At 41.0% G+C, this 23942-nt stretch carries 16 protein-coding genes; 14 read left to right on the top strand and 2 right to left on the bottom strand.

Going from position 1 to position 23942, the window contains the following annotated elements; translation table 11 throughout:
- Positions 1 to 6 precede the first annotated feature (6 nt).
- The 10 genes from ASC84_RS07200 (at position 7) to ASC84_RS07155 (ending at position 13362) form a co-directional block, all read left to right on the top strand.
- Positions 7 to 981: a siderophore ABC transporter substrate-binding protein gene (locus ASC84_RS07200; RefSeq protein ID WP_056513044.1), complete on the top strand. Its 975-nt coding sequence runs from the start codon at positions 7 to 9 to the stop codon at positions 979 to 981.
- A gap of 143 nt (positions 982 to 1124) precedes the next feature.
- Positions 1125 to 3353, top strand: a complete 2229-nt coding sequence (locus ASC84_RS07195; protein ID WP_056513041.1) for a TonB-dependent siderophore receptor — start codon at positions 1125 to 1127, stop codon at positions 3351 to 3353.
- A gap of 294 nt (positions 3354 to 3647) precedes the next feature.
- Complete coding sequence (locus tag ASC84_RS07190) at positions 3648 to 4706, top strand: ABC transporter substrate-binding protein (RefSeq protein WP_004823403.1); 1059 nt, start codon at positions 3648 to 3650, stop codon at positions 4704 to 4706.
- Positions 4707 to 4721: 15 nt separating this feature from the next.
- On the top strand, positions 4722 to 5432 hold the full coding sequence (locus tag ASC84_RS07185) for a class II aldolase/adducin family protein (RefSeq protein ID WP_056513038.1): 711 nt from the start codon (positions 4722 to 4724) through the stop codon (positions 5430 to 5432).
- A 32-nt stretch (positions 5433 to 5464) separates the two neighbouring features.
- Complete coding sequence (locus ASC84_RS07180) at positions 5465 to 6658, top strand: LLM class flavin-dependent oxidoreductase (protein ID WP_056513035.1); 1194 nt, start codon at positions 5465 to 5467, stop codon at positions 6656 to 6658.
- Between the two features lie 12 nt (positions 6659 to 6670).
- Positions 6671 to 8248: an ABC transporter substrate-binding protein gene (locus tag ASC84_RS07175; RefSeq protein WP_056513032.1), complete on the top strand. Its 1578-nt coding sequence runs from the start codon at positions 6671 to 6673 to the stop codon at positions 8246 to 8248.
- A gap of 2 nt (positions 8249 to 8250) precedes the next feature.
- Complete coding sequence (locus ASC84_RS07170; RefSeq protein WP_056513030.1) at positions 8251 to 9402, top strand: ABC transporter permease; 1152 nt, start codon at positions 8251 to 8253, stop codon at positions 9400 to 9402.
- Positions 9399 to 10247, top strand: a complete 849-nt coding sequence (locus ASC84_RS07165; protein WP_004717521.1) for an ABC transporter permease — start codon at positions 9399 to 9401, stop codon at positions 10245 to 10247. The genes ASC84_RS07170 and ASC84_RS07165 overlap by 4 nt, the downstream gene beginning before the upstream one ends.
- 2 nt (positions 10248 to 10249) lie before the next feature.
- Positions 10250 to 12067: an ABC transporter ATP-binding protein gene (locus tag ASC84_RS07160; protein ID WP_056513026.1), complete on the top strand. Its 1818-nt coding sequence runs from the start codon at positions 10250 to 10252 to the stop codon at positions 12065 to 12067.
- 26 nt (positions 12068 to 12093) lie between these two features.
- Positions 12094 to 13362, top strand: a complete 1269-nt coding sequence (locus tag ASC84_RS07155; RefSeq protein ID WP_004823398.1) for an acyl-CoA dehydrogenase family protein — start codon at positions 12094 to 12096, stop codon at positions 13360 to 13362.
- Between the two features lie 201 nt (positions 13363 to 13563).
- On the opposite strand, the gene ASC84_RS07150 is transcribed toward ASC84_RS07155, so the two are convergent.
- Positions 13564 to 14619 (bottom strand): ABC transporter substrate-binding protein, encoded by a 1056-nt coding sequence (locus tag ASC84_RS07150; protein WP_004717513.1) that lies wholly within the window; start codon positions 14617 to 14619, stop codon positions 13564 to 13566.
- 286 nt (positions 14620 to 14905) lie between these two features.
- Between ASC84_RS07150 and ASC84_RS07145 the strand changes: the two genes are divergently transcribed.
- From ASC84_RS07145 to ASC84_RS07130, 4 genes are all read left to right on the top strand, one after another.
- Entirely contained in the window at positions 14906 to 16729 is a 1824-nt protein-coding gene (locus tag ASC84_RS07145; RefSeq protein ID WP_056513023.1) for an ABC transporter ATP-binding protein, read from the top strand.
- Positions 16726 to 18558 carry an ABC transporter ATP-binding protein gene (locus ASC84_RS07140; RefSeq protein WP_056513020.1) on the top strand — a complete coding sequence of 611 codons (1833 nt, stop codon included), beginning with the start codon at positions 16726 to 16728 and terminating at the stop codon, positions 18556 to 18558. Before ASC84_RS07145 ends, ASC84_RS07140 begins: the two co-directional genes overlap by 4 nt.
- A 166-nt stretch (positions 18559 to 18724) precedes the next feature.
- Positions 18725 to 21217 (top strand): TonB-dependent siderophore receptor, encoded by a 2493-nt coding sequence (locus ASC84_RS07135; RefSeq protein ID WP_004717507.1) that lies wholly within the window; start codon positions 18725 to 18727, stop codon positions 21215 to 21217.
- A 105-nt stretch (positions 21218 to 21322) separates the two neighbouring features.
- Positions 21323 to 22534, top strand: a complete 1212-nt coding sequence (locus tag ASC84_RS07130) for a lipase family protein (RefSeq protein ID WP_085942779.1) — start codon at positions 21323 to 21325, stop codon at positions 22532 to 22534.
- A 127-nt stretch (positions 22535 to 22661) separates the two neighbouring features.
- Here the strand turns inward: ASC84_RS07130 and ASC84_RS07125 are convergent, their stop codons facing one another.
- Positions 22662 to 23753: an LLM class flavin-dependent oxidoreductase gene (locus ASC84_RS07125; RefSeq protein WP_004717504.1), complete on the bottom strand. Its 1092-nt coding sequence runs from the start codon at positions 23751 to 23753 to the stop codon at positions 22662 to 22664.
- Between the last annotated feature and the right edge of the window lie 189 nt (positions 23754 to 23942).

Below are 23942 nucleotides of genomic sequence, written 5' to 3'. Positions count from 1 at the left end.
ATACACATGAAATGGAAAAATAACGGCTGGACTCTGGCACTGAGCATGATAGCCGCAATCAGCTTATCGGGATGTGACAAAAAACCTGCTGCTGATGCGAACCAAGGGGCTCAAAAATTAGCAACCCCGATCATGGTTAAACATGAACTAGGAACCACCAGCATTGCCTATCATCCTCAACGTGCTGCGGTATTGGATATGAATGAAGCTGATTTTCTTGATCAACTGAGTATTCCTATTGCGGGTATGCCCAAAGATTATGTACCGCATTTTTTGCAAAAGTATAAAGATGATCAAAAGGTTCAAGATCTAGGTGCGATTGTTCAACCCAATATGGAACGGATTTACACACTCAAACCAGACATCATCTTAATGACGCCACTGCAAGCAAATCAGTATCAAGCGTTGAGTAAAATTGCTCCAACTGTGCACTATGACATCAATTTCAATAACAGTCAGCAGCATCACATTGAGGCGATTAAAGCGCATTTGATCACTTTAGGCCAGATCTTTAATCAACAGCAATTGGCGACGCAAAAAGTAGATGCATTGGATGCCAAAGTAGCAGAAGTACGAAAAATAACTGCAAATCGTCCTGAAAAAGCTTTGGTGGTCTTACATAACAATGGTGCCTTTAGCAACTTTGGGGTTCAGTCACGTTATGGCTTTGTATTTAATGCATTCGGGGTAAAACCAGCCAGTACAGTGGTAGATACAAGTTTGCATGGTCAACCGATTTCTAGTGAATTTATCAAACAGGCTGATCCCGATATTTTGTATATCGTCGATCGTACAGCCGTCATGGAACATCGTCCGACGATTGATGCTGAGCGGATGAGTAATCCTTTATTACGCCAAACCAAAGCATGGAAAAATGGCAAAGTGGTTTTTGTTGATGCAGATGCTTGGTACATCACTGCGGCAAGCCCAACCTCCATGCATATTTTAATTGATGATGTCATCAAGGGGTATCAGCTATGAATTAGGTCTTTACACGATAAATTTATAGCCAGATAAACTCTAGCCAAAACACCCATACCGTGAACAAGTGACTACAGCATACTTTTCAATAAAAAAAGTGTGATAGGGAAACTTGTGCTTAAAAAATGAAAGGAAATTTGTATATGAAATATGGTCATCCACTTTTTCAGCACGCTTTGAAACCACAGTGCCGAGATTTAAGCCCGCAATTTAAACTGAAAAACTTGATTTCTGCTCAACTGTTGTTGGGTTTCGGATTAACTTTGGTGATTCCGATCTCAACAATTCATGCGCAAACACCTGATCTGCCATCATCAGATCACGAGGCATTGCAAAATTTACCCACCATCCATGTACAAGCTGTGAATGAAAAAAACAGTGTTTTAGCGGGGCAGATTTCTTCGCAGAATAAGTTGGGTTTTTTAGGTGAAAAAGGCTTTTTAGAAACGCCATTTAATAGCATTGGCTATACAGACCAATATATTGAAAATCAACAGGCAAAAGATATTACCGATGTCATTGCTAAAACCGACCCATCTGTATTTACCAATGGTGCCAGTGGCGGATGGAGTGAAAACTACTATATTCGTGGCTTTGCTTCGAGTACAAGTGATATGTCAATGAACGGCATGTTTGGCATCACACCTTTTTATCGAACCTCTCCTGAAATGTTTGAACGAATTGAGGTACTCAAAGGACCTACAGCATTACTCAATGGTATGCCGCCAGCAGGATCGGTGGGGGGCATGGTCAATTTAGTCAGCAAGCGTGCAGGCGATGATCCACTGCAGCGTTTTAGCGCGACCTATATGTCTGATTCACAGTTTGGTGGACATCTCGATATCGGCAGACGTTTCGGTCAAAATAAAGATTTTGGTGTACGTTTAAATACAGTATATCGTGATGGAACAGGGGCAATTAAAGACCAAGATAAAAAAACAGCCTTAGTTTCTTTAGGTCTGGATTGGCGTGGTGAAAGTGCACGTATTTCAGCAGATCTCTATACAGCTGAGGATCGAGTAGATGGTGTGAACCGTGGGATTAATTTACTCTCAGGGGTTGCGATTCCTAAACCACCAAAACCAGACACACTATTAAATCCAGACTGGTCTTTTGTTGAAACCAAAGATAAGGGCGCTATGCTTCGTGGCGAATATGACTTGAGTGATCGAGTTATGGCATATGCCACTTATGGACAAAGTAAAACCGATTATAAATATAATGGTGCCATGTCAGCGACCGTGCTCGACAGTCAAGGCAGGCTCGAAACCAAGATTGGTCAGTTGGCTTTTGATCTTGAAAAGAAATCAGCTGATCTGGGCATAAAAGGAAAATTTGATACAGGATCTATTGGTCACCAATGGGTTGTCAATGCAACGTATTACCAACATGATCAAAATGACTATGGGGTAAGAAACGTGGCTGGGGCTGAATGGATCACCAATCTTTATCATCCAGTTTGGGGAAATCCAGTTCGCTTTAATGCGCCACATATTTCTAAAACAGCATCTCGTTTAAACAGTTATGGGATTGCGGACACCTTATCTTTTGCTCAAGATCAAGTCCAATTGACCTTGGGTGTACGACAACAGAATGTGCTGAGTGAAGCTTTTAATATTGTTACAGGCAGTCGAACATCACGTTATGATGAAAGTGCCACCACACCTGGGGCTGCGATATTGTTTAAAGCCACAGCGCATATTTCCTTATATGCAAACTATATAGAAGGCTTAAGCCAAGGCTCAACCGCACCGTATACTGCGGCAAATGCGGGTGAAGTTTTTGCGCCTTTTAGAACAAAGCAAAAAGAGCTTGGGATTAAAATGGATTTAGGGAAATTCTCAAACACTTTGAGTCTGTTTGAAATTGAAAAACCAAGTAGCTATACCGATCCCGTCAGCAATATTTTTACTGCTGATGGCGAGCAGCGCAATAGAGGAATTGAATGGAGCTTCTTTGGAGCACCTATTGCGAATCTTCGTGTAATCGGTGGTGTTGCCTATATTGATCCTGAATTAACCAAAACTGCAGGTGGTAAAAATCAAGGCAATACTGCGACTGGGGTTGCCAAGCAACAGGCGAAATTAGGCATGGAGTGGGATATTTCGATGTTGCAGGGTTTAACCTTGACTGGAAATGCCACAGCAGTTTCAAAGCAATATATCAATCAGGAAAATACACTACATGCTTCTGGACGAACACTGTTTGATGTTGGGGCGAGATATAAGACCAATGTTTCAAGTTTTCCACTGAGCTTAGCTGCGAGTATCAATAACGTGACCAATAAGGCCTATTGGGGCATGCCACAATTGTCCAGTTTAGCCTTAGGTGCGCCTCGAACTTATATGCTGTCGGCTTCTATCGATTTTTAATTTAAGCGATACAGCACTATATTTTTATATGGTGCTGTATGTTGATTCAATGAGGCGCTTTAAATCATATAAATCTGTTTAATCAAAAATAAAGCGGATGGGGGTGTTGTCTCAAGGCAGGCTTGCTTAAAGCGCTGTTGATAAAACAACACTAAATCTAAAACAAGTGATGAAATCTAAACATTTATTAAAATTATATTTTGCATAAGATATTGAAAATTATAAAAATAAATATTGGCATAAAAGCTGCTCAATACAAGTGATATGAAATTGGAAGTATCTTAAGGAATACCTATGTCACTTGTCGTCGATAAAAAAGAAAATTCTAAAGAATTTGTAAAAAGTACTTTATCTGAAATTTGGGTCACACGATGTCCAGTACCCACTGCAACAGGAATCTCATTAAAGCGCGGCACCTTAGTCGAAAAATTTGAGCGACATGGTATTGATGTTGCGGTATTGCAAGATGCGCGTAAAGGCTTGTCTGTGCATCATTTTGATCATCAGCTTCCGGCTTTATTCCGTGAGGGTGGCAATGTACCTGCTTTGGCTGCACGTTCAGAAGGTGCCCCAAGTCGTCTGATTGGATTAACTTGGATTGATGAATGGCAAGTGATTATTGTTCGACCTGATTCAGCAATTCGTCAACCTGAAGACTTAAAAAATGCCAAAGTGGCTTTACCTGAATATGCCGATAAACGTGCAGGCAGTATTTTTAGAGCCATGTCATTGCAAGGTATTCGAGGGGCTTTACAACTTGCAAATTTAAGTTTTCGTGATGTTGATTTTATTGAAGTTCCTGAGCGAGCTGAATCGAAACAAGATCGTGATGCCAGTGCCTATTGGTCAGGCCTTGATGCCTTGATTACAGGTGAGGTGGATGCCGTGTATGTCAAAGGGGCATCGGCTGTTGAGGCTGCCACCAAACGTGGTTTAAAAGTCGGTATCGATTTAGATCAATTTGCAGATGTGACTTCACGTGTGAACAACGGGACACCTCGTCCTATCACGGTACATGAAGATTTATTGGAACATCACTTTGATGTCGTCGTGGATTTTCTGGAAGAGCTTTTTGATACCGCAGATTGGGCTGAAGATCATTTAGATGAAGTGCTGGTTATTCTACAAGATGAAACCATTGCGGGTGCTGAAAGTGTGGCTACAGCGTATCGTAATAATTTCCATAAATCTTTACACCCTTCATTAAGTGAAGAACGCCTTGAGCTTTTAAAACAACAAAAAGATTTTCTTTGGTTACATGGCTTCCTTGAAAAAGACGTAGATCTTGATACATGGGTCGATCATCGCCCATTACTCGAAGTTTTAAAGCGTCGCCAAAATAAACAACGTTAAAACAGGATATTTATCATGACTACACTGATTCAATCGCCACTTTCCACTGAACTCAATGATTTTATTGAACGCAACCGTGAAAAAGCTGAATTTGCATTTGAGGTGTTCCGTGAGACGGGCACAATCACTGCCAATGGCACGGTCAATTTTGTTGAACGCGCCCCTGAGAATACCTTGGTGACTTTTAACTATGCAGGTCCTTGGTCACGAGATAAAAAAAGCAAAGTACTGGTAGAGAAACTTGATGGTGAAGTTTTATTGGGACGAAAAGGTGCTGGTGGCCGTTATAACAAACTGTTTCGTGAACATGCAGATGTCACCACAATCTCTCATGTACATGCACCGAATTTAGGTGCTTGGGCCCAAACACACCGAACCCTACCGATTCGATATGTGCCTGTTCAGCGTTTTCATTTATTTAATGAATTACCGATTTATATCGATCGCCGTCAGGCAGAAGTCGATTTCATTTTAGATCAACTCAAGATTGATATTGAGCATCGGGCTATTTTGGAAGCCAATGGCGGTGCCACAGTTTGGGGGCGTCAAGGTCTACAGGAAACTGCTGAATTTATTTTATTGCTTGAAGAAGGTGCTCAAATTCAACTGTTAGCAGAACTGGTTGGAGGAAGTCGTGAATATGGGCAAGGGGTGTTACAGCAACAGTGGAAAATGAGCGGATTGACTGAAAAAGCAAAATCACTGGGATTACTTCCACTCCATTAGAAACATGATTTAAAACAAATATAGAGAATATTATGGCTGTAAAACTTTTATGGTATCTCACCTCTCCTGATGGTCCCTATCCTTGGTTGGAGTCGGGACGCTGGGATACCGATTATGAACATTTGCAACAAATTGCAATTACCGCAGATCGTCTGGGGTTTTACGGTTCGCTCATGGGTACAAGTGAGTATGAAACACTGGCGGTTGCTGCGAGTTTAATTCCTTTTACTGAACGCCTGAAGTTTTTGGTTGCACAGCATCCAGGTGAAGTTCAACCCGCAGTTTTAGCCAAATATGCACAAACTTTTGACGCATTCTCTCAAGGACGTTTGTTGTTTAATGTGGTCAATGGCAATGATCAGGGACTTGCCGCTTTGGGTATTCATTATTCACATGATGAACGCTATGACTTTAGTAAAGAATACTGGAGCACATTTCAACAGAATTATTTAGGCGATAAATCTGGTTTTCAGGGTGAGTTTATTCAAGTGGCTCCACGTCAAGAGGGTGCTTCACCGATGTCAAAATGGCATGGGGCAACCCAAAAACAAGGCGTACCGCTGTGGGGAGCTGGCACATCAGCGAAAGGGGTACAACATTCAGTGGAATTGCTGGATGTGTATTTAAGTTTTGCCAACACACCGCCGCTGCTGGGAGAAAAATTCAGTAAGGTTGCAAAAGAAGCCGCTAAAGTTGGGCGAACTTTGCAGTATGGAACTCGCTTACAAATTATTGTTCGTGAAACCGAAGAAGAAGCGTGGCAATACGCGCAGTCTCTACTCGATAAAATTGATGTGAATTATGCGATTGAAGCAGTAAAACGTCAGCTTCCACCCAATGAAACTTTTGAAAGCTATCAAAGTAATAACCCGATTGTTCAAAAAAATTTAGAACGCTTACGTCAGGGGATATTACCTCAAGCTAAAGATTTTGAAATTTATCCAAATATTTGGACAGGGCCATCACTGTTTGGTTTTGATATCTTAAATCCCGCTGCAGGGACCGCATTGGTCGGGAGTGCTGAAAATATTGCTCAACGTATCCAAGAATATGAAAGCTACGGTACATCTGCATTTATTTTGTCGGGTTTTCCTTTAATTACTGAAGTTTACCGTGTTGCAGACTTGTTGTTTCCTTTACTTGAGCTCGATCATGGTTTTGAGTTGCCGAAGTTAAAAAAACGCTCCTCTGTAGATTCTCTTTTGAATCAAGAAATTGTGGTTTAAAAGGAGAATCCTATGAGTAAAATTACGCGTAGAGCATTAATTAAAAATACTGGTTTAGGTCTAGGTACGATTGCAGCAGCAAGCCTGATCGGGTGTTCTCGTTCCGATTCCTCAGCAGCAAATGAAGCTGCTGCACATACAAGCCAGCATGCCACACCGCAAAAAGGTGGAGTGATCAAAATTGGGGTGATTAATGGTAATCAAGCTGGAAATTTAGATGCCCATAAGCCGATTGGAATGTCGAGTGCCTTTAGAGGTTGGCCGTTATATGCCAAATTATGGGAGTGGGGGCGAGATATTCAACCTAAATTGGCGCTTGCTGAATTTGCAGAACCCAATGAGGATGGCACTAAATGGACGATTCGGTTAAAGAAAGGGCTTGAGTTTCATCATGGTAAAACCATTACAGCCGATGATGTCATTTTCTCTTTACGTCGTTTGACCGATCCTAAACTGGCGTCTCCCTTTGCGGCTTATCTGTATTCATTACAGCGCGATGCGATTAAAAAGCGTGATGATTACACCGTTGAAATTCCATTTGCTCAAGGCAAAGGCTTAGTAGCCTTACCTGAAGCATGGATGAGTTGGGGCGGTATTGTTCCAACAGATTATGACCCAATCAAGAATGTTGTCGGAGCAGGCCCGTTTAAACTGGAAAGTTTTACCCCAGGTCAACGTTCCCGTTTCGTACGTTTTGAAAATTATTGGAAAGATAATCAGCCTTATGCAGATGCCATTGAAATTATAGATTTTAAAGACCAAACCGGGCGTCTTGCTGCTTTGCAATCAGGGCAAATTGATATTGCATCGGGTATTAGTGCCGAGCATTTATCTTTGATTCAAGCCAATAAACGACTGAATGTTGTTTCATCTGAAACAGATGCTTGGCAATCCTTTGACATGAATACCACTAAAGCACCGTTTAATGATCCTCGTGTCAGACAAGCATTTCGTTTGATTGCCAATCGGGATGATTTAGTGAAACGGGCATTGGCGGGACAAGGGCGAATTGCCAACGATCTGTATTCATTTAGTGATCCTGTTTATAACCATGAAATTCCACAGCGTAAGCAAGATTTAGCCAAAGCTAAAACACTATTAAAAGCCGCTGGTTTTGATCAAAACTTAAAAGTTGATTTATATACAGGACCAGATAGCAATGCCGCCTTGGTGTTTGCGCAACATGCAGCGCAAGCTGGCGTGATTGTAAACGTTAAACAAGTTGAAGCTGCAACATTTGCAGATGCAGTCAAACAAGATTGGGCATTGAGTACTGGTTCAAATGTTTCTCGTCCATTTTTATTGACGGTATTGCAGATTGATGGACCCGGTGCAGCCAATAACAAAACCCGTTTTAATCAAGCCCGTTTTACAGAGCTGGTGCATCACGCATTGCAACAGCCTGATCTGGAAAAACGCAAAGTTCTGGTGCATGAGGCACAGCAAATTCAGCATGAACAAGGTGGCTTACTGATTTGGGGTTTTAACAATGTTTTAGATGCACATTCTCATCAGATTGGTGGTGTAACACCTGATCGAACCGGTTTTGCAGCATGGCGAACTGATGAGTTTTGGCGTAAAGGGGAGTGATAATGACGACTCAAGCCAGCAAAATTGAAAGCTCGATTCAACATCCAGCTATCGCCAAGTCGTTTGAATTTCCTGCATGGTTACCTTGGTTTTTGACCCGTATCGTGTCAGGAATTTTAGTGATTTTTGTGATTAGTTTAATTGTATTTATCGCGACTCAAGCGCTTCCATCTGACCCTGCACGGGTCATTTTAGGACCAGAAGCACCAGAAGCTACGGTTCAAATACTGCGTGAACAATTGGGGCTGACTCAACCGATATTGGTGCAATACTGGAATTGGCTGACTCAATTATTACAAGGTAATTTTGGACGCTCAATTGATTCTAATGTATCTGTATTACAGATTATTCAAAACTATTTTGGTAATACGCTTGCTTTAAGTAGCTTGGTGGTGGCAATCACTGTACCGATTTCAGTTTTACTTGGGGTTTGGTTATCGCTACGTCGTGATAGCAAACTAGACCGAATCATTGTATCTAGTTCGATTATTTTTAAAGCAGTACCCGGATTTGTCATTGCCATTTGGCTGATGATGTTATTTTCAACTTCGATCTTGCATGTATTACCTGCTGCATCATTGCTGATTCCTGGGCAGTCTCCGTTTAGCCAGTTAGAGTTTTTAATTTTACCCATTTTAACGTTAGCTTTATCGCTTATTCCTTATCTCATGCGTCTTGTGCGAGGCTCAATGATCGATGCCTTAGAGTCTGATTATGTCACTTCAGCACGATTACGCGGTATTCCAGAGCATCGCATTATCTGGAAGCATGTTTTACCTAATGCTTTAGTGCCCGTGGTACAAGGCACGGCATTGACTATACGGGTTTTACTCAGTGGGGCTTTAATTATCGAGGTTGTATTTAGTTATCCCGGAATTGGCAATGCATTGAATGCAGCAATTGAAATGCGGGATATTCCTACCATTCAAGCGATTGTGTTATTGCTGACCATCTGTGTGGTGGTGGTCAATTTAATTGCAGACTTAATGACCACTTTACTCACACCGAAAATACGCACTGCAAAAAAACATAAAGCCCGCTCACCTGGTTTACGTCAGGCATTACGTTTATGGAAATCTGGTCGACCGATTACGGTAAAGCCTGTCGATCGCCGTAATGCCTTGAAGAATATCAATTCAGGAGAGGGGAAATGAGTACACTTCATTGGTATCAACGTAAGTTTTTCAAAGCCTTGATTTCTGAGCGACAAGTCCGTTTTGGTTTTGTGGTGACAAGCTTAGTTTTGATATTTGCGCTTATTGGCCCAGTGCTGGTTCCTTTTGAACCAACTGCATTAGTGGGTATGACCTATGGTGCGCCTGAAGCACAGGCTTTTCTTGGCTATGACTATATTGGGCATGATGTTTGGTCTCGTGTATTAGCGGGTGGTGCTTCAATTATTTGGATGACCCTCGCTGCCAGTCTGGTGGCTTTAATTATTGGTTCCAGTTTAGGCATATTGGCTGCTTTTGCACGAGATAAAGTTGACCAGTTTGTGACTTGGCTTACCGATGTTTTTATGGCATTTCCTGATCTGATTTTAGTGTTATTAATCGTTTCGATGCTAGGGCGTGAGCCATGGCTGATTGTGCTCACTGTTTCGATTGCTTTTATTCCTGGGGTAGTACGTCTTGCACGAAGTGTTGCGCTAAATTTGGTTGAGCAAGAGTATGTAGAGGCCGCCAAAATTTTAGGTTATTCGAAAAGCTATATTTTATTCCGTGAAATCCTACCTAATATGCTGACACCCTTATTAATTCATCTTGGGGTGATGTTGACGTGGGCTGTTGGCATGTTATCTGGTCTGGCTTTTCTTGGTTATGGTATCGCACCTCCTGCAGCCGATTGGGGCCTGATGATTAATGAAAATCGTGCTGGGTTATTGGTTCAACCGTGGGCAGTATTTGCACCAGTGATTTTAATTGCTTTGTTTGCGCTGGGAACCAATGTGTTGGCTGAAGGTGTAGGGCGTGCCGCAGCGCGGATTGAGGAAAAGTAACCATGACAGAGATTTTAAAGAATACGGTACTACAGGTAAAAGACTTAACGGTGGCGTTGGTCAACACAGGCAATCATGTGGTTTCGAATATTTCTTTTCATTTAAACGAGGGCGAAGTCCTTGGATTGGTGGGAGAAAGTGGTTCAGGTAAAACCACATTGTCGAGTGCGTTATTGGGCTATGCACGACATGGTGCCAAAATTATTCAAGGCACAATTGCGCTGGATGGACAAGATATCCTCAGTCTTGACGACCACGCTTTGCGTCAAATTCGAGGTTATAAAATCAGTCACGTTGCCCAAGATCCGGGAACGGCACTAAATCCAGCATTAACAATTGGACAGCATCTACTTGAGTTATTAGAAGTCCATCAATCACGCTTATCCAGTAGTGAAAGAAATCATAGAGTTGCTAAAATTTTAGATGAAGTGGGATTGCCTCAGGATGATGTGTTTTTAAAACGCTATCCTCATCAGCTTTCCGGCGGGCAACAACAACGGATTTTATTAGCATTGGCATTTTTGTTACAGCCTCGCTTAATTGTCTTGGATGAACCGACAACAGCATTGGATGTTACAACCCAAACTTTAGTGCTGAATATTATTCGTAAATTATGTCGCGAATATAATGTCGCAGCAATTTATGTATCACATGATTTGACTGTGGTGAAAGATATTGCAGATCGCGTAATCGTCCTGTATTCAGGCCAGATTGCAGAAGATGCTGCATTAAGCCAGTTATTTGAAACGCCAAAACATCCTTATACCCAAGGTTTACTCAATGCCATCCCCGATGTGTCGATTCGTAAATATTTATCCCCCATCGAAGGACATGCACCCGCACCGAATGACCGTCCAACAGGATGTGCCTTTGCCGCAAGATGTACTTTCGCTAGCGAATTATGTCATCAACAGCAACCGAAATTAACCCTGTTATCTCAAGCATTTGATCCACATTTTGTTGCTTGTCATCATTGGGATGAAGTGGGCGTGATCAATTTTCAAGAGCTTGATCCGCATCTGATTGAATTAAAAACAGATCAACAGGCACTGCTTAAAGTAGAACATATCAATGCTTGGTATGGCCAGCAACAAGCACTTTTCGATGTTTCTTTTCAAATACAGCGTGGAGAATGTTTGGCCTTAGTCGGGGAGTCTGGTTCAGGTAAAACCACACTGTCTAGAGTGATTGCAGGACTGAATGAAAATGCAGAAGGTCAGGTGATTTTAGCAGATGAAGTATTGTCCTTGCAGGGACAAAAACGTCAGTTAACACAACGACATAAACTGCAATATATCTTTCAAAATCCATATAAAGCCTTGAATCCAGCACATACCATAGGACAGACACTCACTAAAGTGGTTCAGCACTTTTTTGCTACATCTCAGCAAGAAACTCAACAAAAGGTCGTTCAAGTACTTCAACAAGTATCGCTTCCTCCACAGGTTCAAGAACTCTACCCAAGAGATTTATCTGGCGGAGAACGGCAACGTGTAGCGATTGCACGAGCGCTGTTATGTCAGCCTGATGTTTTGATTTGCGACGAAATTACTTCTGCTTTAGATGTGTCAGTACAAGCATCTATTTTAAAACTGTTGCAACAACTGCAAAAGCAAGGCGTAACTTTACTTTTTGTGACCCATAACCTTGGGGTAGTTAGAGCAATTGCTGATCGAGTTGCCGTTTTAAAAAATGGCCATCTGGTGGAATACGGTGAAACCGATCAAGTACTGAGTCATCCGCAACATGCGTATACCAAAACTTTGCTCACACATGCACCCAGCTTATTTAAGACTACAGCACAGCGTATCTGTGCATAAAAAACAAGAGATTTTCCGGAGTTAAAATGAACGATATTCAGCAACACAATTTTTTAGAATTGGGCAGTATAAGACATATTCAAAGTGAACAAGAAGCATTGGATATTGCCAAGGCAGTAGCAAAACAACTGACTGAATTTGCTCAAGATCCTCAATATAACAAAAGTGTTCCTTATGAACAGGCCCGCTTAATTTCAGAAGCAGGTCTGACAGCGATTATTGTTCCTCAACAATTTGGTGGTTTAGGTGCGAGTATTACCACATTGGTCAATGTGGTAAAGATCATTTCATCTGCAGATGGTGGTGTGGGGCAACTTCTACAAATTCATTTCACCATGTTTCGAGGAATTTTAACGGGTTATGAGGATGATATTCGCGATCAATTATTGCGTGATGTATTGAGTGGTAAACGTTTAGGCAATGCACTCGCAGAAGTGGGCGGAAAAGATAAATTTCAGCATAAGACTCGTGTAGAAAGAAATTCACAAGGGCAGTTAATCTTAAATGGCAGTAAATTTTATTCCACAGGCTCTTTATTGGCCGAGTGGATCTCTTTATTTGCAGGCAGTGATGATGGACCTGTTTCGATCTTGATTCATCGTGATACGCATGGGGTAGAACTGCTCGATGATTGGGATGCAATGGGGCAAAACAATAGTGTCAGTGGCACAGTCAATTTTAAAGATGTTGTTGTCGATGAACGCTATGTTGCCAAGCGCAATACTGGTGGTTTAGGGACAGTGCTACGCACAGGTTTAACTTGGCCTCAGATTTTGCATGCAGCTATGGATACAGGTATTGCCAAAGGTGCACTTGAAGGGGGGATTGATTATTTGCAACAGAATGCTCGTCCTTGGGTGGAAAGTGGCGTCGACTCCCCGACACAGGAACCGCATATCATTAAGCAAATTGGTGAGTTTGCAGTTTTGGTCCGTTCAGCAGAAGCACTTTTAGATCGCTCAGCAGCGATTTTTGAGCAACATTTAACTAATCTGGAAGATGAAGCCTTACAAACTGAATTGATTTTATCTGTGGCTGCCACACGGAGTCAGTCAGACCATGCATCTTTGAAAATTTCCAGTGAAATTTTTGGCTTACTTGGAGCAAGCTCTACTTTGTCAAAATGGAATTTAGATCGTTTCTGGCGTAATGCTCGTACACATACCACACATGATCCGATTCGTTGGCGTTTATATCATGTTGGAAATTATTATTTAAATAATATTCCACCTGGTGAATATAACTCTGTGCTTTTAAAGAAACAGGCTGAAAATGTGACCAAATTTAAGTCATAATTTGAGTTCGACAAAAATATGCTATTCGGAAACCTCATCCACAACTGTTTGAGGCAGTACTTAATCGCATATTTTTTTCGGTGAGAAGCAGCGTTTTGTGCGTTGAGAATAGTCAGAAGCTTTTGTATAGGCGATGCCTTAAATTTGGAAGCTGAAAAATAAAAGGTTGTCATCACGACAACCTTTTATTTTTTCGTATTGTTAAGCCACTTGTGCATGAATAGCAATGTCTTGTGCTAGCCATTCACGAACATTGATTTGAGCTGGAATAAACTTCCAGCGATAGAGAAAGTCACTAAGGTCTTGTAAGGCAATAATCGATGTTTCATCAAAATTGGTATTCAGCTTGAGATGTGCATCTGCGCCATAAGCTGCATGGACCCATTGTTCACTGCTATTACATTCTTTAGCCAGATAGCGGTGAGTTTCATCTGCATGCACATGCGCCCATTGTTCAGCTTGTAAAACCGCATCGACGATGGATTGAGCTTGTTGTGGATATTGCGATAGAAAATCTTCATCCACAGTTAGTGTTCGAGGGGTACCATTATTTGAACGTAGGATAGGGTCGGGATGTGAACCAATATCAATAATGGTATGCAGGGCAAAATCATGGGCAATTTGTGCTGCATGTGCGCCTTTTAAAAAGATGGCATCGACATCCCCTTTGATTAAAGCCACAATCTCTGCACTTGCGCTCAGTTTATTACGATTGCTAAAGAAACTCGCATCATTTTCTTCGGTATGATTTTGCTGTTGCGCCACTAATATATCAGCACGCAGACAATCCACCAGTTCCAGATCACTGACCTTAAGATTTACTGTTTTTAATGCATTTTCTAAACCGCGAATGGCTTGAGCACGAGAGAAATCGATGATGGCATCTTGATTCAGTGGGAGCCCAAAGCGTTTACCTTTTAGATCCTCAACCGTCTTAATTTGGGAATCATATCGAGTCAGCAGTAATTGGACTTCATCTGCCCAAGATAAACCGATGACTTTGGTTTTTTGTCCAGAAGCATATGCCCAAATTGCAGGAATACTGCCACCATGCCGAACTGAATTGGCAAGGGTATGGTTAAAATGTGAGTTACGAACCTCTTTTGAGTTAGATTCACGAATTGATTTAATTTCAATTTGTTGCTCAATAAATTTTTCTTTTAGCCAGCCTTTTTGAATCGAGATTCCGAGCCCTGTAGGAACTGGACAGCGTGTATACCAAAGTGTATTCAATGGTTGCGTTTGAAGTGTTGTCATTGTGACATCCTGTTGTGATTTGAATGCTTTAAAGCAATATTGATGCCATTGTTTAACTTGTTGATATTTAAAATATATTTTTAATATCTATTTTTATGATGTTGATATATCAAATATTGTTGCAATAACAACAGATAACAAGTGCGGATGTTTTAAATCAAACATCTCATCAAACACGTTTTTTAAAAAAACAATATAAAACAGTGGATTAAAATATTTATGCCTTTGAAAAATTTGGCATAGATCTCGCAGTGAGCTATAGATCTTTAGTTGTTGTTTTATTTTTATGTTTAAAAATTATCCACTGCTGCGAAGTTTGGCCTTATATCGTTTTATGCCATTTCGCTTTGTATTGACGGCAACATTATTTGTCCTTGCCAATTTTGGCTTAGCACTACAGCAATATTCAATCGGACATGCGATTGATACGCTAAAACACAGCCAACCTGAAAGTTTATTTCAGCATGCTTTTACAGATCCGTTAAATCCGTGGTTTTGGTTTATTCTACTGACGAGTATCGCTTTACTTCGCGCCATTATTCAATATTTAGCGGGTTTAAGTGCCTTGACGATTGGACAGCAATTGTTAAGTATTTTAAGAGAAAGAATCTTTAGCCAGGTCCAGCATTTAGATGTTTCATGGCACTGGAAACACGGATTAGGTGAAGTTTTATCAAGAACCACCCGAGATTCAGATAAATTAAAAGAAGCTTTAATTAATTTTTGGCGACAAGTGTTTGAATCCAGTCTAGTGGTCGCCGCAACAGTCGGATTGTTGTGTTGGTATCATCCTTGGTTGGGGATCGTCCCGCTTATTTTTATTTTTCTAGGCCTAGCTGTGCTGTTTAAACTGACCAATCAGTTGGTGGTGCTGGATCATCAAGTTGCCTATGCTTATGAAAAAGTCAGTGATACTTTGGCTGAAAGCGTCAATGGCATTCGAGTGGTCAAAGCCTTTCAACTTGAGGAAAAGCTCTTACAACGTTTTAATGCTGCGGTTGATAGCTTTATTCGTCATTCCATTCAAACCATTCGCACCAGTGCACAACGCTTACCGATTCCTCAAATGATTATTGCCTGTTCCTACTTATGGGTGATTGGGTTTGGTGGTTACTTAATTGGACAAAATCAATTACAGATTGGGCAATTTGTGGCTGCTGTACTTATGGCAAATTTATTGGTGTTTCGTATTGAAAGTATTGGACAGGTCTTACATATTTTTGCAGATGCACGTTCATCGGCAACTCGAATATGGCAAATGCTAGATGAGAAATCGGCAATTGTAGATGCTGCACATGCTTTGCCACTACAAGGGGATGCTGATGGGCATGAAGGTTTAAATATTCGACTGGAAAATGTCAGTTTTCAGGATCGAAACACAGAAAAGTATATTTTAAAACAGTGTAATGTTGAATTCCGAGCAGGTGAAATCGTCACCATTGTGGGGAAAACTGGAGCGGGTAAAACCACACTGATGAACTTGCTCAATCGTTTTATCGATCCAACCGCAGGGCAGGTCTGGATTGGTTCATATCAACGCGGTTGGCTCAATCTTAAAGATCTTAGTTTGGTTAACTTACGTCATATGGTTCAGATTATTCCGCAAGATAATTTCTTTTTCTCAGGAACCTTGGCGGATAACTTAAAAATAGCCAAACAGGATGCGACTGAACAGGAGATGCGAGATGCGTTGCATTTGGCTTCAGCATCTGAACTATTACAGCGACTTGATGCTGGTCTGGAGACACGAATAGGGGACAAGGGAGTCACCTTATCTGGAGGGCAAAAACAACGGATTGCACTGGCACGGTCAATTTTAAAAAACTCGCCAATCTTGGCGCTTGATGATTCAACCAGTGCTTTAGATTCCACTACAGAAAAACAGGTGTTACAGCGTTTATCAGGCTTGGCTGACAATAAAAATCAGCTCAAAAGAACCATCCTGATCAATTCAAATAAACAGACCACGATTTCTTTATCAGATCGCATTATCGTATTAGATCAGGGACAAATTCTTGCTCAAGGGAGCCACACAGAATTGCTCCAGCATTGCGAATTTTATCGGGAGTTGATGGGATTTCAGAAAGCGCAACAGGAGATTCAAGCATGAATACCACGGTTAAAAATTTCCGACCGCTGACGAAAATCTCTGATCTGCAGATCGAAGAAAACTTAGCAAAAACCGCGCTACATCGCGGAATGTTAAAAAAACTCATTCCTTTGCTTTATCCGATTCGTTATTTAATTCTAGCCATGATCTCAGTAGAGATCTTACAAGTGCTGAGCATCTTTGTACGTCCATGGGCAGTCAAGTACATTTTAGATTCTGGATTTCAGCAAGTGGCTGGGAAACTGGTGTTGTATCAGCCAGTACTTTTTATAGCAATTGCTATTCTGGCATTCAGCTGGGTGTGTCGTTTTGGATTAGCGGGTATATCAAAATACTTGTCTGGAAAAGCGGCCTTAAGCGTTATTAATGATCTAAGACGTTCATTATTTCAACATATTCAAGCTTTAAATATTGGTTATTTTGATCGAACTAAAGCCGGCCGAATTATTTCACGAGCGGATCGTGATGTCGATACTTTAGAACCAGTATTGATACAAGGACCACCTGAACTACTTTCTGCGATTTTACGTTGCGGATTAGCATCTTTGCTTTTGTGGCATATCTATCCCCCATTTTTCTGGTGTTTATTTGCAACTTTGCCGATTTTATTGACAATGACTGCAATATTTAAAAAGTCATCACAACGGCATTGGGGACGGGTTGCCGAAGAACGCAGTCGATTTACTGCACATTTGGTTGAAACGGTAAATGGCGCCAAAATTATTCAGCAATTGAATTATAGTGAAACCAATCAACAGCGTTATCAGCAGCTCTTAAAAGATTTTAATGATTCTATTATTTATGGAAGTAAGCGGACCAGCTGGTTTGCCCCATTTACTGGATTGCTTTCGACAGTGGCAACCGCAGTTTTTATTGTGATTGGAAGTTATGCTTATAGTGAAGGTGTCATCAGTATTGGACAGTTTGCCGAAAGTATTTTTTATGTGTTTTTATTCTTGGCACCTTTACAGGAATTGACCGATTTATTTGAGCGTTATGCCAATGGTGCAGCGTGTGCACAACGGATATTTCTACTTTTAGATACCCAATCTAGCATTCAAGATGCACCACATGCGTTGAAATTAGGGCAACTTAACGGGCATATTCGTTTTCAGTCTGTACATTTTGCTTATACCACCAAAGCTGTTTTACAAAATTTTGATTTAGAGATCGACGCTGGAACGGTGGTTGCGATCGTGGGGCCTACAGGTCATGGTAAAAGCACGATCGTTCAGTTACTGACACGGTTTTATGAGCCTCAGCAGGGTGGGATTTTCTTAGACCGTTATCCGATACAGGATATTCATCTGGACAGTTTAAGACAAAATGTCAGTATTGTTTTACAGGACAATGTCTTGTTTAGCGGCACAATTTTAGACAATTTACGTTTAATTCAACCCGAAGCTACAGATCAACAACTGATTCAGGCGATTGAAGAACTTGGTGCAGATGATATTCTAGGACAGCTTCCTCATGGTTATTTTACTGAAGTTGGAACACTCGGAAAAAATTTAAGTCATGGGCAACGCCAACTTGTTTGTCTCGCACGTGCATATTTGGCTGATCCTAAAATTTTAATTTTAGATGAAGCGACCTCTGCGATTGATATTTATACGGAACAGAAAATCCAATATGCCCTTCGACGCTTATGTAAAAATAGAACCTGTATTGTGATCGCACATCGCTTAAGTACCATTCAAGAAGCAGACAAAATTGTGGTGATTGAGAATGGGGCTGTAGTGGAACAAGGTTCTCATGAACAACTGATTCAACAGCAACAATCTTACTATCAGTTGTATCAATCTTATTTACACAATCAACTTGTATAAGCTTATGCGCCACTAGCAAATCTGTGGTTTTATAAACATTTTTTCGAATCATTGTTTAAATATAAACAATGATTTTTTTATTTTTAATGACAAGTTTTTGATATTCAATAATAAAAATTTTGGCATTGGCTTTGCTATATCGGTGCAGATCGTTAAGGAAGCTTATATGCGTACATATTTTTCTCAATTCATTCTTCATTCTTCTGTTTTTGCGTTCAGTACACTTACCGCCTCAATCACTTTGGCAAATGAACAAAGGCCTGTATCAGAAAAAGAGGATGTCGTGACATTGCAATCAGTTGTTGTAACGGGTTCTCGGCGAGCTATCAATAGTGCTTTAGAGGCTCCTGCTCCAGTAGACATTGTGACAGCCAAAGAACTACAAGAAACAGGGGCAGGTGATCTTGCAGCTGCATTAACACGCTTATCGCCGTCAGTGAGTTTACCAACATCACCTGCGGGTGGTTTCGGTGCATCGGTGCCGCCGAGTATTGCATTGCGAGGTTTATCTGCAGATCAAACCTTAATTTTGATCAATGGTAAACGTCGCCATACAGCGGCTTACTTCACTCGACAAGCGTATGCTGGGGGGAGAGGTGCTGCGGTAACAGATTTAAGCCTAATCCCGATTAGTGCCATTGAACGTATAGAGATTTTACGAGATGGTGCCGCAGCTCAATATGGTTCTGACGCGATCGCGGGCGTGGTTAACATTATATTGAAATCACGTGATCATGGTGGTGGCGTGAGTTATCAAACTGGAGGCTATACACAAGGGGATGGTGAACAGCATAAAATCAATCTTTGGAAAGGCTTTGAATTACCCAATGATGGTGCTTTAACTGTTGCTGTAGATTTAGGAAAGCGTGAAGCTGCAAGTAATACTGCACCAGATACGCGAACATTTTATGATGGTTCAACCCAAGCCCAATATACCGAGCAGAACACACCATTTAGAACTTGGAAATTTGGTTCTCCTGAACAAAAAGACCAAATCAATATCACTGCGAATTTAGATTTACCTTTAACTGATGAAATTGCCTTGTATGGTTTTAGTAGTTATGGGCATCGTAAGACCATCGGGGAAAATTTTTATGAACCTCCAACCACCAAAACAGTACTGAATCAATCCATTTATTTTAAGCAACGTTATCCTGATGGACGCTCACCTTTGAGTTTAGTCAGTGTGGATGATTTTGCGACCACGTTTGGGGTTAAACAAGGCAACCAGACTTCAGGAAAATATGACCTGTATGCCACTTATGGACAAAACAAAGTCAGCACTGAACAAGGCAATGGCATTAACCCAAGTTATGGTGCAGATTCACCTTCTCATTATGATTTAGGGGAAAACATTTTTGCCCAACTCAATACAGGACTGGACTATAGTCGTGATTTTGCAATTGATGGTTTAGCCAGTCCATTGACTGTTTCGACGGGAGCGCTATACCGTTGGGAACAATATAAACAAAATGCAGGCGACCCCATTGCTTATACCCGTGGACCCTATTTTAATCCAAGTACGGCTTTAGGTACGGGTATCCCAGGTATATACGCGGGTATTACAGATCAAGACCAACGCAAAATTAGTCGAGATGTGTACGGCATTTATTTGGATCTCGAAGCCGATATTGTAAAAGATTTAAATGTTGGTGCTGCTATTCGAACAGAAAAATATTCAGACTTTGGTTCGACAACCAACGGCAAACTCTTTGCCAAATATGATATATCTCCGCAGTTGACCCTTCGTGGATCTGTCAATACAGGTTATCGCGCACCGTCATTAGCCCAGCAAGGATACTCCGCTTATAGTGTACAAACGGTGCAAACTCCGACAGGTTGGCAAGATGTACAGCAAAGGACTTTAGTTGCGGGAAGTGAAGCGGCTTTACTGATTGGTGGAACTTCACTTAAGCCTGAGAAATCGACCAATTATTCTTTAGGTTTGGTACTCAAACCATTTATCAATACCTCTGCAACTTTAGATCTTTATCAAATCGATATTCGAAATCGTATTTTACTTTCTGACAATATTACTGGCAGCGTGATTAATAATGCTTTTGCAAATACGCCGTATGCAAATATTGCCAATGTGGCGTTTTTTAATAATTTATTAGATACGCAAACACGTGGTTTGGAGTTCGCATTAAAACATGATCTTGATCTTGAACAATATGGCAAGTTAAAGCTGAATTTAGGTTTGGCTTATCATAAAAATAAAATCACTGACAGCCGAGACTCAATCACTGCAAAAGGTGAGCGAATTCCAGTCTCCAGTATTGCTGGTCGAAATACCCAAAGCCTAATTGAATCTACAGCGCCAAAAACCAAATTAGCATTGGGGGCACTTTGGTCAAATCAAGCGTGGAGTATCAATGCCGCAGTCCGTCGTTATGATAAATGGACTACTTTAAATAATACCAATACTTCATTGGATCAGACCTTTGATCCGCAATGGATTGCTGATTTGGATTTTGGCTACAAAGCAGATGCGTGGGTAAAAGGGCTAAAATTCAATCTGGGCGCAAATAATTTATTTAACAGTTACCCAGACAAAGCCAAAGACTCATCTGTAGGGAACATCGTCAAATACAGTTTTAATGCGCCAGAAGGTGCCTTTGGAACGTATTTATATGGCCGTGTAAGTTACGACTTTTAAATTAAAAAATAAATTTTTTAAAACAGTTTTTAAATAGGTTTCAAGATCATGAAAATGCAAAATACGTTTATATCTAATGTGGTTAAATCCGTTTTTGTCGCAAGCATACTAACGTCTGCTGGAATGGCAAATGCCCAGCAAGCCCCTCAGCCTGAAGATCGTTATGGGGATGGACGTGTTTCAGCATTTTATACATGGAAAGCTGCGATTCCAGAACAAGCTGGAAAACTCTTAAAGACAGAGGACATCAGCAACCCTTATATCCGTTTGGACAATGATAGTACGGCCATTCGTATTTTATATAGTTCAACAAGTGGACGGGATAGTAAGACCCCCATTGTGGTTTCTGGGACAGTACATCTTCCTAAAGGTACGCCACCGAAAGAAGGTTGGCCTGTTGTGTTATGGGCACATGGTACGGTTGGTCTAGCCGATGCCTGCGCACCTTCTTGGAATGGACGATCTTATCGAGATGTACAATATTTAAACCGATGGTTAAAAGAAGGATTCGCTGTAGTAGCAACTGACTATGAAGGACTTGGTGTGGCTGGCCCGCACTTGCTGATCAATAATCCAATGCTTGCTTATAGTATTTTAGACAGCGGTCGAGCTGCGCTTAAAACGAAATTACCTCTAGCAAATCGTTTTGTTATTGTGGGGCAATCTCAAGGTGGGGCGGGGGCTGTTTCAGCTTCAGCTTATTCAGCAACCTATGCACCAGAGTTAAATATTAAAGGATCTATTGGCACAGGGGTGATTTATCAGGACCCAGAGGCAACAGCTGAAAAGAATCAGTTAAAGTTAAATCCTTATGAAGTCAGTCCATCCTTAGCATATGGTATTTATAGTTTTTTAGTGACGCAAAGCTTATTTCCTGAAATCAAAACTGAAGATATTTTTACCGCTGAAGCAGTGCCTTTGGTGGAACAAGCAAGAAATGCCTGTTTGACCAGTTTTATGGGAGATATTCAAACAGCAGGACTTTCACCTGCGCAAGCCTATAAGGCGAATCCACCATCGATCTATAAAAAATTACAGGAAAAACAATCCAATGATTATGGTTATTACCCGACCTTAAAAATCAATCATCCATTATTTATTGGCACTGGGGCAAATGATCGTACACCAGATGCACGTAATCAAATGAAGTTGGTGGCGGATGCATGTAAGGCAGGTACAGTCGTTGAAGGGCATTTGTATCATGGATTGGGACATAGTGAGACAGTGAATGCTTCCCTACAAGATTCTGTTCCATTTGCCAAAAAGGTGATTGCAGGGGAGAAGATTCAGTCCATTTGCAAACCAGATTTACAATAGAAAATCAGAAGAAAATAACCATCCCTCATAATGATGCTCATGGTTATGACAAGACCTTAAATTAGCAAGCAATAAAAACCGCTCATTCAATCCGATTAAATGAGCGGTTTTTATTTAGCTTGAGGACTTAGGCAATCTGTTTGTTTCGCTTGGCCGCCTCAGCTCGTACCGCAGGAATAATATAACGACCATAGTCCACAGTATCGTAAATTGGATCATAACCACGATTTAAAAAGGTGGTGACGCCCAGATCTACATAATCAAGTAATGCGGCAATAATCGTATCAGGCGTTCCGACAAGGGCGGTGGTATCACCATAGGCCCCAACTGCGCTTGCAGTTGGCATCCATAAGGCTCGGTCATGGCGATCACCTTGTTGTGCTGCTGCCAGTAACCGTTGTGAACCTACGCCTTTAATTTTATGTCCCGAAAGTGAGCCATTATTTTGGAAGGTTGGATTTTGCTGAATATCAGCTAAAATTTGTTGTGCTCGTTGCCATGCAAGTTGTTCTGTTGGCCCAATAATAAGACGTACTGATAAACTGACCTGCGGCTGGGGTTTATTGGCTGCTTCTGCTGCCTTTTTAAGTTTATTTATCTGCTCTTTCACGCCCGCTAAAGGCTCACCCCAAAGCGAGTAAAGATCTGCATGACGCACTGCGATATCGTAGGCAATATCCGAAGAACCACCGAATGAAATCGGAATAGAAGTTCCATTGACCGGTTTTAAAGGGCAGAAAGCATTTTCCAGTTTAAAGTATTTGCCTTCATAGTGAATCGGTTGCTCACTTTTCCAAAGCTTTTGGATGATATCTAGATATTCACCCGTGCGTTCATAACGTTGAATTTTATCAACAATATAATCACCTTCTTGCGGTTCAGCGGTAATTCCCGTAATGGCATGTAAACGAATGCGTCCTCCGCCAGTGGTATGGTCCAGTGTGGCAAAGGAACGTGCAGCCAGATTAGGCGTCATCAGCGCAGGGCGATGTGCAATCATAAATCCAAGTCGTTCAGTCTGTTGTGCCAGATAAGCTGCGATTTGGGTACTATCAGGGCTACTTGGTCCATTGGCGATTAAAACTTTATCAAAACCTGCATATTCATGTGCACGAGCATGATAACGTAAATATTCGAGATCAATTTTATGACCAATTCGGGTTCCTTTGGTTTCAGACCATTGATTTGGAAAAACCATACCCACAAACTCTATGCTCATCATTTAACCTATGCTGTAAATTTTAAATAAAAGAGCAAAATAGGTGCCAAATAGTGAGGGGAGATAAAATATATAATTTTTTCAAAAATATTATTAAACCTCTTTCATAAATCAAAAAACATACATCTTTTTATTCAATATTCATCCTGCAAAAATTAAGATTTTCAAGCATAATCTGTGTATGAAATA

The organism is Acinetobacter sp. Root1280, from assembly GCF_001425285.1.
GTDB classification, from domain to species: Bacteria; Pseudomonadota; Gammaproteobacteria; order Pseudomonadales; family Moraxellaceae; genus Acinetobacter; species Acinetobacter guillouiae.
The sequence above is the reverse complement of the archived record's forward strand: the minus strand, read 5'-3'. Positions and strand labels throughout refer to the sequence as shown.

Bases quoted from the DNA above. Each gene is read 5' to 3' on its own strand.
- ASC84_RS07150 (WP_004717513.1), bottom strand. From the start codon at position 14,619: ATGACAACACTTCAAACGCAACCATTGAATACACTTTGGTATACACGC.
- ASC84_RS07125 (WP_004717504.1), bottom strand. From the start codon at position 23,753: ATGAGCATAGAGTTTGTGGGTATGGTTTTTCCAAATCAATGGTCTGAA.
- ASC84_RS07145 (WP_056513023.1), top strand. From the start codon at position 14,906: ATGTTTAAAAATTATCCACTGCTGCGAAGTTTGGCCTTATATCGTTTT.
- ASC84_RS07170 (WP_056513030.1), top strand. From the start codon at position 8,251: ATGACGACTCAAGCCAGCAAAATTGAAAGCTCGATTCAACATCCAGCT.
- ASC84_RS07140 (WP_056513020.1), top strand. From the start codon at position 16,726: ATGAATACCACGGTTAAAAATTTCCGACCGCTGACGAAAATCTCTGAT.
- ASC84_RS07185 (WP_056513038.1), top strand. From the start codon at position 4,722: ATGACTACACTGATTCAATCGCCACTTTCCACTGAACTCAATGATTTT.
- ASC84_RS07160 (WP_056513026.1), top strand. From the start codon at position 10,250: ATGACAGAGATTTTAAAGAATACGGTACTACAGGTAAAAGACTTAACG.
- ASC84_RS07155 (WP_004823398.1), top strand. From the start codon at position 12,094: ATGAACGATATTCAGCAACACAATTTTTTAGAATTGGGCAGTATAAGA.
- ASC84_RS07200 (WP_056513044.1), top strand. From the start codon at position 7: ATGAAATGGAAAAATAACGGCTGGACTCTGGCACTGAGCATGATAGCC.
- ASC84_RS07165 (WP_004717521.1), top strand. From the start codon at position 9,399: ATGAGTACACTTCATTGGTATCAACGTAAGTTTTTCAAAGCCTTGATT.
- ASC84_RS07195 (WP_056513041.1), top strand. From the start codon at position 1,125: ATGAAATATGGTCATCCACTTTTTCAGCACGCTTTGAAACCACAGTGC.
- ASC84_RS07180 (WP_056513035.1), top strand. From the start codon at position 5,465: ATGGCTGTAAAACTTTTATGGTATCTCACCTCTCCTGATGGTCCCTAT.
- ASC84_RS07175 (WP_056513032.1), top strand. From the start codon at position 6,671: ATGAGTAAAATTACGCGTAGAGCATTAATTAAAAATACTGGTTTAGGT.
- ASC84_RS07190 (WP_004823403.1), top strand. From the start codon at position 3,648: ATGTCACTTGTCGTCGATAAAAAAGAAAATTCTAAAGAATTTGTAAAA.
- ASC84_RS07135 (WP_004717507.1), top strand. From the start codon at position 18,725: ATGCGTACATATTTTTCTCAATTCATTCTTCATTCTTCTGTTTTTGCG.